Annotated in this window: 7 protein-coding genes; 3 read left to right on the plus strand and 4 right to left on the minus strand. The window is 64.7% G+C overall.

Annotated elements, in window-relative coordinates; all coding sequences use genetic code 11:
- Positions 1-47: 47 nt before the first annotated feature.
- The gene (locus PT015_RS21710) at positions 48-1,349 is read right to left on the minus strand and encodes a DEAD/DEAH box helicase (protein ID WP_285187141.1); all 1,302 of its coding nucleotides are present in this window, start codon (positions 1,347-1,349) and stop codon (positions 48-50) included.
- A 185-nt stretch (positions 1,350-1,534) separates the two neighbouring features.
- Positions 1,535-3,910, minus strand: a complete 2,376-nt coding sequence (locus tag PT015_RS21715) for a lysylphosphatidylglycerol synthase transmembrane domain-containing protein (RefSeq protein WP_285187142.1) — start codon at positions 3,908-3,910, stop codon at positions 1,535-1,537.
- 417 nt (positions 3,911-4,327) lie between these two features.
- Here PT015_RS21715 and PT015_RS21720 point away from each other — a divergent pair, with 417 nt between their 5' ends.
- Complete coding sequence (locus PT015_RS21720; protein ID WP_285187143.1) at positions 4,328-5,269, plus strand: class I SAM-dependent methyltransferase; 942 nt, start codon at positions 4,328-4,330, stop codon at positions 5,267-5,269.
- On the opposite strand, the gene PT015_RS21725 is transcribed toward PT015_RS21720, so the two are convergent.
- Both PT015_RS21725 and PT015_RS21730 read right to left on the minus strand, forming a co-directional pair.
- The gene (locus PT015_RS21725; protein WP_285187144.1) at positions 5,266-6,723 is read right to left on the minus strand and encodes a DUF1254 domain-containing protein; all 1,458 of its coding nucleotides are present in this window, start codon (positions 6,721-6,723) and stop codon (positions 5,266-5,268) included. The two genes, PT015_RS21720 and PT015_RS21725, sit on opposite strands and share 4 nt — an antisense overlap.
- A gap of 33 nt (positions 6,724-6,756) precedes the next feature.
- Entirely contained in the window at positions 6,757-8,328 is a 1,572-nt protein-coding gene (locus PT015_RS21730; protein ID WP_285187145.1) for a serine/threonine-protein kinase, read from the minus strand.
- Between the two features lie 120 nt (positions 8,329-8,448).
- On the opposite strand from PT015_RS21730, the gene PT015_RS21735 reads away from it, so the two are divergent.
- Both PT015_RS21735 and PT015_RS21740 read left to right on the plus strand, forming a co-directional pair.
- Complete coding sequence (locus tag PT015_RS21735) at positions 8,449-11,091, plus strand: GH92 family glycosyl hydrolase (protein ID WP_285187146.1); 2,643 nt, start codon at positions 8,449-8,451, stop codon at positions 11,089-11,091.
- Between the two features lie 303 nt (positions 11,092-11,394).
- Positions 11,395-13,092, plus strand: a complete 1,698-nt coding sequence (locus tag PT015_RS21740; protein WP_285187147.1) for a DEAD/DEAH box helicase — start codon at positions 11,395-11,397, stop codon at positions 13,090-13,092.
- Positions 13,093-13,115 lie beyond the last annotated feature (23 nt).

Raw genomic sequence — 13,115 nt, forward strand, 5'->3', positions numbered from 1 at the left:
CTCCAGGTTATCAGCGCCCGCATCTAATTGAAACAATCGAAACAGCTCTAGGCGGAGCGACGTGGCCTCCGGCTGCGCTGACCGCTGCGGGCGGCCGCCTTGGCGCGCTCGCCGCCGCGGTTCGGACGACGCTTCGGCGCGCGGTTAGGCGGTGCCGTCGCGGGCTTGGGGGCGGGGGCCTGGTAGGGCGCGATTTCGCCGACCAGTTGCACGACCGGCTCGGACGCCGCGGTGACCTGCTGCGGACGAGCCGAGATGCCGGCCCGCTTCATCAGCGCGTTGGTGTCCCGACGCTGGTCGGGTAGCACGACGGTGACGACGTCACCGGAGCTGCCGGCCCGCGCGGTGCGACCGGAGCGGTGCAGGTAGGCCTTGTGCTCGGCGGGCGGGTCGACGTGTACGACCAATTGCACGTCGTCGACGTGCACGCCGCGGGCGGCGATGTCGGTGGCGACCAGGACCCGGGCTTCGCCGGACGCGAATGCGGCCAGGTTGCGGTCGCGGGCCGGCTGAGAAAGGTTGCCGTGCAGGTCAACTGACGGCACCCCGGCCTCGGTGAGCTGGCGGGCCAGCTTGCGGGCTTGGTGCTTGGTGCGCATGAACAGGATGCGCCGGCCGGTGCCGGACGCCAGGCGGTGCACCAATTCCGTTTTCGCGCCGACACTTTCGACGTGGAAGACATGGTGGGTCATCTCGGGTACCGGCGAGTTGGCCTCGTCGACGGAGTGCATGACGTGGTTGCGCAGGAAGCGCTTGACCAGCTTGTCGACGCCGTTGTCCAGAGTGGCGGAGAACAGCAGCCGCTGACCGGTCGGCGGGGTCGCCGCCAGGATACGGGTGACGCCCGGCAGGAAGCCGAGGTCGGCCATGTGGTCGGCCTCGTCGAGCACGGTGATGTCGACGGAGTCGAGGCTGATGAGCCGTTGGCGCATCAGGTCTTCCAGGCGGCCCGGGCAGGCGACGACAATGTCGACGCCGGCGTTGAGCGCGGACTCCTGACGGACCTGCGAGACGCCGCCGAAGATCGTGGTGACCTTGAGGCCGTAGCTGGTGGCCAGCGGCTCCAGGGTCGCAGTGATCTGGGTGGCGAGTTCGCGGGTTGGCGCGAGGACCAGGCCGGTCGGGTGCTTGGGCCGGCGTTTGGCCGTTGCGAGCCGGGCTACCAACGGAATTGAGAAGGCCAGCGTCTTACCGCTGCCGGTTTTGCCGCGGCCGAGCACGTCGCGGCCGGCCAACGTGTCGGGCAGCGTGTTGACCTGGATCGGGAACGGCGCGGCGATTCCGCGCGCGGACAGGTTGCTGATCAGTCGCTCGGGCACGCCGAGTTCAGCAAAGGATGGTGAAGTCATGTGTAGTGCAGTGCCTTTCGGGCATCAGAAAATACAGGTGGCGAGATTGCCGGTGGGCAAAATCGATCGCCGCGAGAAAGCTGAGAATTGGAATGTCGGAGCAGTCCACGACGTATTGGCGTCTTGAGGTGCCAACGTTGGTATCAGCGTAGCCGACGGGCGGGAAATTCCCGCCATCGTGTGAGCTAGACCATGTCGTTACGGGTCAACCACTGCATCACCGGCCAGCCGATGAAAACCGGTAACCAGCAGGTCAGGACGCGATACAGCAGCACTGACGGCACGCTGACCGCGGCCGGAACGCCGAACGCGGCGAGACCACCGATCAGGGCTGCTTCGACGGCGCCGACGCCGCCGGGGGTGGGTGCGGCCGAGGCGAGCGTGCCGCCGACCATCGTCACCACGGTGACCGTCACGAACGACACGGAGCCGCCGAACGCCTCGACGCTGGCCCACAACGCCAACGCCGCACCGAGAGTCGTTCCGGTGCAGCCCAGGATGATCAGCGCCATCCGCCGGGGCTCGCGGGCCACCTCGACGATATCGGTGGTGATCTCCTTGAGCTTGGGCGTCACGGATGTCGACAGCCAGCGCCGCAGGTTGGGCACCAGCAGGAAGACGCCGAAAATGCCCAGTGCCACACCGGCAATCAGATAGACCATCGTCGACTTCGGCACGAAGTGCGACAGGTCGGTGCCCGCGCCCGCCGCGGTGCTGAAGAAGATCAGCAGCAGCACGTGCATGATCACCTGCATCGACTGCTGCAGCGCGACCGCGGTGGTCGCGCGCGTCGTGCTGAGCCCGCTCTTCTGCAGGATGCGGGTGCTCAGCGCCAGCCCGCCGACGCCGGCGGGCGTGGTGGTCGCGGCAAAGGTGTTGGCCACCTGGGCAATTGATAGTCGCCAAAAGTTCACCGACTTGTCGGCGCTGGCCCACAGCGCGGCCGCGGCGCCCACGTACGTCGACGCCGAAATCGCCAGGCCGAGCAGTGCCCACCACCAGTTCGCCTTGCCCAGCGCGTTGAAGAACGTCGGGACCGTGCTGATGAACGGGTAGGCGACGTAGACCAGCGCGCCCAGCAGGATCAGCTGAATGAGCTGGCTGCGACTGAATCTCGTGACCGACTCCGGCTGGATCTTTTCCGCGCCGGTCTGACGCATGACCGCCGCGCGGCTACGCGCGATCACCGACTTGGCGTCGTTGACCGAGTTGCGAATGTGTTTCGGCACAGCGGTTTTGGTGAGGCGGCGCGACGCGCTGAGCACGGTGTCGCGGCCGAGCACCTCGATCGCGGCGGAGACGGCCTCGTCGGCGCCATACAGCGCGGTCGTCGTCACCAACAACTGAGCGATGTCGGCTTGGAGCTGGTTGTCGGTGGCGCCGTATTCCGCGCTACCGAAGCCGCCGAAGAACACCGCGCCGTTGCTGACGGTGATCTCCTTGGCGCGCAGATCCCCATGGGCGATCTGATGGTCCTGCAGCTTGCGCAGCGATTCCCATACTTCGCAGGCCGGTATCGAGGAGTGGCACTCCTTCAGTGGTCCGCCGCGAATGCGCTTGTGCGCGTAGATCGTCCAGCCACGGTCGAGCAGGCCGACGGCAATCGTCGCGGTGTTGGCGATGCCCAGGTCGCCGATCGCGATGGCCATCAGCGCGCGGTGCTCGACGGCACGGCGCATTGAGGCCTGCAGGGGAGCGGTCTCGTTCTCGCGCAGCCGTAAAATTCGCCACGCCTGTCGTAGTGCGCCGCCGCTGCGTTGATGTGGGCCGTACATCTCGACGACGGCATTCTCCTCGGGATCGGCGGTGACCGCCGATAACACCAGTGGTCCCGAACCGGCCGGCCGGACCACCCGAAGCTCCTCGACGACGAAGCCGCGCTTGGTCATCAACCGCACCGCGTCTTCGAGCGGAACCTCGAGCGCCGGAGTGCCGCTGAACAGGACGACCAGCCCGCCGACGAACCAGCCGACCGCGATGCCCAGCAGCGAGCGGGCCGGGACGATCGCGCTGACTACTAGGTGGATCGGAATGAAGGCCAGCAGCAGCCCCCACCACCAGTGCCGCCAGCGGGCCGGCAGCCACGGGCCGGAGACGGTGAGGACGGCGGCCAGCATGCCGATCCAGCGTGGGTCGTCGAGAAACTGCGACAGCACGGTGCGCAGGCGATCGTTGAGATCGAAGTGCCATTGCGGGGCGGCGAGGCCGGTGCCGGTGATCGACAGCGCGAGAACGGAGATGAGCGCGGCGGCGGCGTAGGGGATCAGCAGGCGCCACTGCCGGGCGAGGATGAGGCCGAACAGGATCATGAATGGCAGTGCAAGCACCGCGAGGCCGTAGACCAGGTAGACCACGTCGGACTGGGTGGGGGTGAGCACCCCGACGATGCGCGAGATCGACATCTCCAGGCCGTCCCAGCGCGTGCGGGTGATCAGCGAACTGGTGATCACGACCGCCAGCAGCGTGCCCGACAGCGCGACTCGCAGCATGTCGTTGGTGCGTCGAATCAGGGGTTGCAGCAGGCTGCCGAAAACCCGGACTTCGCGACCATCGACGAGCATGCTCCAGGCAACCTCCGGCGTGGGTCTGTCAGCGTTCCGCGGACAACATATCCGGTGACCACTGCCGATAGCCGGATTGCGGGGCCTTTGTGGCTGCTTAGAAGCCGCGTTGAGTCACAGCTGTCACGTGCGCATCAGAGTCTGACCATGTGGTCATGTTTGGAATCGTGACCACATGCGATATCAGTCCCAGGCCCACACGTAGTCGAGGTGGCGCTCGCCGAGCGATCCATCGTTCTTGACGCGGTGCCCCCACAACCGGATGTCGTAGGAGACCGGCCGCGCTCTGTAGTCGTCGCTCATAACTCGACAGTGATATCGCATGTGGTCTCGATTTCGAAAAAGGTTCATCCCTCAGAAAGCCTCGCGCGCCTCGACGCACAGCAAGCACCTAGCGGACTCACGTACGTTCGAAGCATGGTCAGAACTGACAACGACTCCTGGGAAATCACCGAAAGCGTCGGTGCGACCGCGCTGGGCGTCGCATCGGCCCGCGCCGCGGAGACCGAGAGCGCCGACCCGCTGATCAACGACCCGTTCGCGCGGGTGTTCCTCGACGCCGCCGGCGACGGCGTGTGGAACTGGCACGCCAACGGTGATCTTCCCGCCGAGGTGATCGAGGCCGTGCCCGAGTTGCCGCTGCAGCGCGAGGCGATGGTCGGCTACATGGCCTCGCGGACCAAGTTCTTCGACACCTTCTTCCTGGACGCGGCCAACGCGGGCATCACGCAGGCCGTGATCCTCGCCGCCGGTCTCGACGCACGGACGTGGCGGCTGGAGTGGCCCGGCGGCGTGACGGTCTACGAGCTCGACCAGGACCGCGTGCTCGACTTCAAACTCTCGACGCTGACCAACCACGGCGCACAGCCCGCGGCCAACCGCGTCGCCGTCGCCGTCGACCTCCGCCACGACTGGCCGAAGGCGTTGCAGGAGGCGGGATTTGACCCGTCGCAGCCGAGCGTCTGGTCGGCCGAGGGGCTGATGCCGTATCTGCCGAACGCCGCGCAGGAGTTGCTGTTCGAGCGCATCACCGAACTCGCCGCTCCGGGCAGTCGGGTGGCCGTCGAGGCGCTCGGGCCGACGTTCAATGACGAGGAGCTACGCGCCAAGCGTCGCGCGCGGATGGATCAGGTGCGCGATGTGTTGGCGAAATACCAACCGGACCGCGAGGTTCCGCGCACCGACGAGCTGTGGTACTTCGAAGACCGCGAGCGGGTCGGCGAGTGGTTCGGACGGCACGGTTACGACGTGACCGTCACTCCGGCGGCCGAGCTGATGGACGGCTTCGGACGCTCCGCCGACAGCGCGGTGGCCGATCTGGTGCCCGGCAACGAATTCGTCTACGCGCAAAAGACTTAGAACACCGGCTTCAACGGCGGGATGTGCCAAGTCCCGTCCATGATCGACGGCTTCTTGTCGGCCGGCCAGTAGAGCCGCAGCATCAGTGAGAACCGATCCTTCGGCGCGGGAAGCCAATTGGCTTCCTTGTCGGGGCCGGGGGAGTCGGCCTGGATGTAGAGGTCGATCGAGCCGTCCGGGTTTTCGATGAACTTGTCGCGCGGGCTCAGCGTGTAGCGGTTCAGCGGGTTGTCGACGAAGTAGTAGTCGCCGTTGTACATCGTCAACGACCAGAACCCCCGCGCCGGCGGTAGCTGGCCCTTGTCGAAGTGCATGGTGTATTTCGTTGCGCCGTCGTACTTGTGCTTGAGGTCGGGGCCGTCGGAGGTGGGGTAGACGGCGTCCTCGGGCAGGTTTGCGCCGACGCCGACCTGGGTGACGAACGCGCGCTGGCGGTAGTTGGTGCCGTAGGTTCCGGCCTTGATCGTGTAGGCCCAGCCGTTTTTGTAGACGTAGTCGCCGGCGACGACGCCGTCCTCGCGCCAGCCAGAGATGTTGTCCTGCCCGAGCTTTGGCGTCATCGCCAGGCCCTTGACGGCGTCCGGCGGCAGCTTCGCCGGGTCGAAGTCCTGGCCGGGGACGATGCCGATCCGGGCCAGTTTGGTCACCATCGGCGCGTCCGCCGCGGTGGGCGGGTTGGTCTTGAGCAGCTTGGCGAACAGCTTGAAGAACTCCGGCGCGCCAAGGCTATTCACCTGCTGGCGCGTCGACGTCGTCATGTCGACCGATGCGGTCAGCGGCGGAATCAGCGGCAGATACGGCTTGCCGAACGACGACAGCGGGACGGCGGTGATGCCGTCCTGCAGCTTGTGCACGGCGTCGTAGTCCTCCGGCGTGCCCGAGCAGTAGATGCGGCCCAGCAGCCACACCAAGGCCGTCGGCGACTTGTACTCCAGGACGCCGGGCGGCAGCGAGCCCTGCCAGCCGGGGCCGGTGATCGCGAACGTTCGCGGTTTGCCGCCGCCGTTGCGGGTGCCAGGGGAGGCGAACACGTTGGTCCAGGCGTCCAGCATCGGCAGCAGGAAGTAGCGGTCGCCCATGTCGGGGACGGTGACGATCCACGGCTCCTTCGACACGTCGAACCAAGCCTGGGTGTAGAGCGTGTCGGCGTTAGGCGCGGCGGTGGCGTGAAATGCCGCGTTGGGGTAGACGCGCTGGCGGGCGAACTGGCCCATCGGGGCCCGGGTGTCTTCGCCGGCGGGGACGTTGGTGAACTCGCGGCGGGTGTATTCCATCGTGACGAGCGGATAGGCATACGCGTAGGCCTCGGTCCCGATGTCGGTCGCCTCGGACTGCGACAACACCGGCGCCCCAGCCGTTTTCGATGGCGCGGCTGGCTCATCGTTGCCGCCACACGACGTGATCAGCATCAAGACGGCCAGCAGCACGCCGGCCCGTTTGATGGGTGATCGCATACCCGGATACTGCCACGCCGCCCGATCGGGCGCTCAGTTGTAGGCGGTGCTGCCCTCGATCGGCGCTGACGTGCTCACGACCTTGGCGGCGCAGTGATCTGCGTCGAAGCCGTTGCCCCGGCACCACGCCAGGGCGCCCGCGGAGGTCGGGTAGGTGAGCCCGACGATCGTGACCCAGAAGTTGGAATCCGAAAAAGTCGACCAGTCCCCCGACCACAACAGCCGGACGCCGGGATACCTACTGCGCAGTTGCTGATGCTCGCGCAGAGTCCGCACGTTGTCCCACGTGACGCCCTCGTCGACCACTCCGGGCCGTTTGGAGCTGATCTGCGGGACCCAACGGTCGGCCAGATAAGCGCTGACGTAGCCGCGGTCGGATGCGGCGATCTGCTGCAGCCGTTGTTCGCTGACCCCTTCGGGATCTTCCGTCGGCGTCGTTTCGGTGGTGGTGGACGACGACGGAGCCTGAGCCTCGTCGGTGCTCGACGGGGGCGCGGAGTAACTCGGCGGTGCGATGTTCGTCGTGGCCGGCGGCGCCGCATTGTTGGACTGCTGGTTGACCAGTAGGCCAATGACGACGCCGATGCCGCTCAGCACCAACGCGGCCGCCACCGCGATGACCGTCGGCAGCACCCATGCTTTCGAGCGCTGCGGCGCGTACGGCACTGCGGTCGGGCCAGTCGGTGAGGGCATCGGTCCGCTGTAGGGCTGCTGGTTGAAAGGCGGAGGATAGCTGGGCCCAAGCACCGTATCGGGTTGCGCGGCAATGGATGCGGGCGCGGTCAGCGCACGACGGGCGCCGCGGCCTAGTGCACCCGCACTGCCATAGCGGTCATCCGGATCCTTCGACATGCCGCGCGCGATCACGTCGTCGAAAGCGATTGGCACAGCAGGGTTTATCGTATTCGGCTTCGGAACCGGCGCAGTGAGGTGCGCGCCCATGACCTGCTCGACGCTGGTGGCGGTGTACGGCTTCCTGCCGGTCAGCGCCTCGTGCAGCACGCACGCCAGTGAGTAGACGTCTGCGGCCGGTGTGGTGGGCCGATCGCCGAACCGTTCGGGCGCCATGTAGTCGAACGTGCCGATCTGGTAGCCGGCCACAGTGAGGCGCGAATCGCCTTGTGCCTCGGCGATTCCGAAGTCGAGCAGATAGGCGAAGTCACCGGGTGTGACGATGATGTTCTGGGGTTTGACGTCACGGTGAATCAGGCGTTCCGCGTGCGCCGCGTCCAGGGCTGCCGCGACCTGCTCGACGATCGACACGGCCCGCGTCGGGTCCAGCGGGCCGCTCGCGAGCAGGTCACTCAGCGTCTGGCCCTTGACCAGACGCATATCGATGTAGAGGTTGCCGTCGATCTCGCCCCAGTCGTGAATCGGAATCACGTGCGGCTCTTGCAGGATCGCGGCGGCATGGGATTCGCGTTGGAAACGGGTGCGGAACTGTTCGTCTTGCGCGTACTGCTCGGCAAGAATCTTGAGGGCGACGTTGCGGCGCTTCTCGGTGTCGTAGGCCTCGTAGACCTCGCCCATGCCACCTTTGCCCAGCAGTCGATTCAGCGTGTACTTGCCGAACGTGCTGCCGACGCGTGTGCTCCCGGTACTCACTGTGCCCTCCCTCGGAAGAGCAGTATGCCCGTACGGGCAGACATACGCCCTGGCTTTTGATCACCTGAACTGCCGACTCGCCTCCCACAGGAAACGGCTGCGAAGGAGGATCATTCGGCTATGCGGTCACGTCGGGGTGCCGTTGCGTTCATCGCGGCTGCTCTGCTGGTCAGTGCGATGCTGGTCAGTGCTACGCCCACGTCCTACGAGCCGCCGCCGATGGTGGCCGACCCCGTCGAGCACGTCGACACCCTGATCGGCACCGGCAACGGCGGCAAGACCGTTGGCGAGATCAACAACTTCCCCGGTCCGTCGGTGCCGTTCGGGATGGTGCAGTACTCGCCGGACACCGTCGGCAACTACGCGGGGTACAGCCACTCCAACGGGCGCTCGACCGGGTTCAGCATGACGCACGCCTCGGTGGGGTGCCCGGCGTTCGGGGACATCTCGATGATGCCAACGACGGGCGAGGTTGGCGACGAGCCGTGGAACGCCTCGGAGGAGATCGCGCATAACCGTGACGAGCGCGGTGTGCCCGGCTATTACACGGTGCGGTTGCCGTCAGCGGGTGTGACGGCGGAGCTCACCGCCACTAACCGCACCGGCGTTGGGCGCTTTCACTATCCGAATGATCGCGCGGCGCGGTTCTTCGTGCGGCCCGGCGGATCGCTGGGCGGTACGTCGGCCGCGAACATCAAAATCAGCGACGACCACACGACGATCACCGGGTCGGCCACCAGCGGGGGGTTCTGCGGTAAGAACAACGTCTACACCGTGTACTTCGTGATGAAGTTCAATCAGCCGTTCACGGCATTCGGGACCTGGGACGGGTATTCGGTCTTCCCCAACGGTCGCAGCGCCTACTCGAGCTACCAGGGGTCCAGCGGGGGATACGTCGAGTTTCCCGCCGGCTCGGACCTCGAAGTGCGAACGGCGTTGTCCTACGTGGACATTGACGGTGCGCAGAAGAATCTCGACGAGGCGGCCGCGGGTTTCGACGACATCCGGGCTGCCGCGTCTCATCAGTGGAATGACGCGTTGGCGCGGATCAGGGTGGCCGGCTACTCCGAAGACGACATCGTCACCTTCTACTCCGCGCTCTACCATTCGCTGTTGAATCCCAACACTTTTAACGACGCTGACGGTCGTTACATCGGCTTCGACCGCGAGATCCACAATGTGGCGCCCGGGCATACCCAGTACGCCAACTACTCCGACTGGGATACCTACCGTGGCGTGGCGGCGCTGCAGGCGATGGTGTTCCCGCGCGAGGCCAGCGACATGGCGCAGTCGCTGGTCAACGACGCCGAGCAGAGCGGATCGTTTCCTCGGTGGGCTCTGGCCAACACCGCGACCGCGGAGATGACCGGCGACAGCGTGGTGCCGCTGATCGCGAACTTCTATGCGTTCGGCGCCAGGGACTTTGACACTCAGCGGGCACTGCACTTCATGCTCGACGCCGCGACCGAGGGTGGGGTCGGGCGCAACGGCTACGTGGAGCGGCCAGCCATCGGCACGTACCTTCGTCGGGGCTATCTGCCTTTACCGTCGTCGTCCTGTCACGGGTCATTCCCGGCGGCGTCGATCTCGCTGGAGTGGTCGGTCGACGACTTCGCGATCTCTCAATTCGCTTCTGCACTCGGTGATTCGGATACAGCACGAGATTTTCAGGATCGGGCGCAGTATTGGCAGAACCTGTTCAATCCGACGACGCATTCGATCCAGCCCCGCAATTCTTTGGGCTTTTTTCCCGAGGGCCCGGCCGTGGTGCCGCCCGGCAAAGGCTGCTTCAGCCAGGTCGGATTCGACGAGGGCAACGCCGAGCAGTACGTCTGGTACGTGCCGCAGAACGTCGCCGGCCTGGTGACGGCGTTGGGTGGTCGCGACGCGGTGTCCGAGCGCCTCGACAAGTTCACTTCGCAGTTGAACGTTGGTCCGGTGGACCCGTATCTGTGGGCTGGCAACGAGCCGAACTTCTCAGTGCCGTGGCTGTACAACCACCTCGGGCAGCCTTGGAAGACACAAGCTTTGGTCGACCGGATTCGCAGCGAGCTGTTCAGCCCGACGCCGAATGGTGAGCCCGGCAACGACGACCTGGGCGCGATGTCGGCGTGGTTCGTATGGGCGTCGTTGGGGCTGTATCCCTTTCTGCCGGGGACGTCGGTGCTGACGGTGAACACGCCGCTGTTCGACAAGGTCGAGATCGCCTTGCCTGACGGCAAATTCATTCGTGTGTCGGCGCCTGGGGCGTCCGGGCATCACCGGATGCAGTACATCTCCGGGTTGCACGTCGATGGCAAATCGACGGACAAGACGTTTCTTCCGGAGTCGCTCCTCGCCGGCGGCGGCGAGCTGGCGTTCTCGTTGGCCTCGAAGCCGAACAAGTCGTGGGGGACTGCTGCAGACTCGGTGCCGCCGTCATTCGGGACGGGCAGTCTGGCGGTGACGATGAATGTGTCGCCTTCCATCCTCACGATGGACGCCGGGGCGGAGACCGATGTGACGGTCAGCGTCCAGCGGATGCTCGACGGGCCTGACGACTACGAGATCTCTGGAAAGTCCCCTGCCGAAGGCATTTCCGTGGAGCCGGTGTCGGGGAAGTTCGACGGTGGCGGGGCTGGGACGTCGACGGTGACGGTCAAGGTCGCGGAGGGCGTGCGGGATGGGTATTACCCCATAGAGCTGACGACCAAGGCCGGCAAGGGGGAGCGGACGTTCATGTTGCTGGTTGCTGTCGGCGAGGGCGGGGTGGGGAGTGGGTGAGTCGTTCAGATTGATGGAACTCGACCGTTCGGCGGCTAAATAGCCGCGTATCTGTCAATACTGGGAGTACCAACGCCCAGGGGGTTTCGTGTTCAAACTCTTAGTTTCGTATGTGCGGGCACGGGAGCGCGATATCGATCGACTGGTTGACCTACCTGACTCTTTCGATTGTGGCACCTGGGTTGATTCGCAACTCCGCAGTGGTCAAGGGTCATGAGCAGCGCGCAAATAGCCTCAGCCACCTACCCGGGCGAACTGAGTCGAATAGACCAGAGACGGATGGTGAAATTTCTAGACCGGTGTATGACCCTGCGCGATGCGAGAGAGGCGTTGGCAAGATTCTCGAGAGACAGCCGAGGACGCTCAATTGAGTGGATTGTAGCGGCGGCCGAGTGGGAGGACGATCCGCCCGAAACGCTGCATCTCCCGGACGATGAGCTGATTCCACTACTCGTCGAGCTTGCAGGTGCCGACTTACTTAGTGATCGTGAATTGAGGCGGATAGTCGCTGATGCATGCGATGTAGGCCGCCTGAAACAGCTTCACAGCTACGAGTCGGGGATCCGCGGCGCGCAAAGCCATCGGTCTCAGGTCGACGCCGTTGCCCGGCGGAAGTGGATTCCAGGTAAGTCGTGGGCAGCATACTTTGTTCGTACACTTCGCCTTCCGTCTGCCTACGCGGGGTCGAAGAGTGAAGCGGCACTGCCCGACACAGTTGACGTCGAGCCCTGCGTAAAGCTGCCGCCACTACGCGACTTTCAGGAGGAACTCTGCGAGCAGGTGATCAAGGTTGTGAGCCGACGATTGGCCAGCAATCGCGCGATCCTTACCCTTCCTACCGGAGCAGGGAAAACACGGACGACAGCGGAAGCACTTTTGGCCTGGCGGCAGGAGGAATCTGAGCCCCCGCTTGTTTTGTGGATCGCGCAGAGTGAAGAGCTCTGCGAGCAAGCCGTTCAATCATTTCGAGAGGTCTGGTTCGATCTCGGCCATCGGAGCACATCCTTCAGGAAGACCCTGACCATCGGCCGGTTGTGGGGCGAGCGGAATGCCGTCCCACTCGAGTGCGGAGTTGTAGTTGCCAGCATTCAGAAGTTGCACGCTGCTGCGAGGGATGAAGGCCGCGAGATGTCGTCCAAGGATCTCGAGATTATCGGCGAGCGTACGGGGGTCGTCGTCATTGATGAAGCACACCGGGCGCTGGCGCCGAGTTACGGTGCAGTGCTGGACCGGTTGGGAATTAATCCGAGGAGCAAGCAATCACACGCGGCGCTGATTGGACTGACAGCAACTCCGCGTCGCGCAAATGAAGACGAGACGACCAGACTGCGCCGTCGCTTCCACAACCGCATCCTTAACGCTCCCAGCTTGGGTCAAGACCCCGTGCAAACGCTTCGTGGACAAGGCATTTTGGCGTTGATGAGATATGAGAGTTTGGACTATGAAGCGAGACGAACTGAGCTATCGGCGACGGCCAGGTACAAAAAGTATTATGAGACTTTCGAGGATCTACATCCGGATGTACTGACGAGATTGGGCGAGGAGCACCGTAGAAACCGGCGCATCCTCGAGCGGCTCCTCGAGCTCGATCCAGGATGGCCGGTCTTGCTATTCGCATGCTCGACACAGCATGCGCAGGCGATGGCCAGCCTGCTGCAGCGCCACGGTCGCACCGCTGCATGTGTTCTTGGTACAACAAGACCTGCTACGCGCCGAGCTCTGATCGAACGGTTTCGGGATGGCAACCTCTCGGTCCTCTGCAATTACGGAGTACTGACTACCGGTTTCGATGCGCCTAGGGTTCGTTGCGTGGTGGTGGCTCGCCCAACCGCGAGTCGCATTCTGTACGAGCAGATGGTCGGCAGGGGGATGAGGGGTCCCGAATTTGGCGGAACTGAGCAATGCCTTGTTATCGACGTTGACGACAACATCCAGTGGCGACATGCGCCTGTCGCGATTGAAGGTCAGAGTCTCGAGGTTGAGATGCGAAACGTTCGATGAGGTAGTTGCCCGCTTCTCGCGTT

It is taken from the genome of Candidatus Mycobacterium wuenschmannii (assembly GCF_030252325.1).
In the GTDB taxonomy this organism is placed as follows: domain Bacteria; phylum Actinomycetota; class Actinomycetes; order Mycobacteriales; family Mycobacteriaceae; genus Mycobacterium; species Mycobacterium wuenschmannii.

Coding starts and splice junctions, on each gene's coding strand:
- PT015_RS21740 (WP_285187147.1), top strand. CDS start 11,395: ATGACCCTGCGCGATGCGAGAGAGGCGTTGGCAAGATTCTCGAGAGAC.
- PT015_RS21715 (WP_285187142.1), bottom strand. CDS start 3,910: ATGCTCGTCGATGGTCGCGAAGTCCGGGTTTTCGGCAGCCTGCTGCAA.
- PT015_RS21720 (WP_285187143.1), top strand. CDS start 4,328: ATGGTCAGAACTGACAACGACTCCTGGGAAATCACCGAAAGCGTCGGT.
- PT015_RS21725 (WP_285187144.1), bottom strand. CDS start 6,723: ATGCGATCACCCATCAAACGGGCCGGCGTGCTGCTGGCCGTCTTGATG.
- PT015_RS21735 (WP_285187146.1), top strand. CDS start 8,449: ATGCGGTCACGTCGGGGTGCCGTTGCGTTCATCGCGGCTGCTCTGCTG.
- PT015_RS21710 (WP_285187141.1), bottom strand. CDS start 1,349: ATGACTTCACCATCCTTTGCTGAACTCGGCGTGCCCGAGCGACTGATC.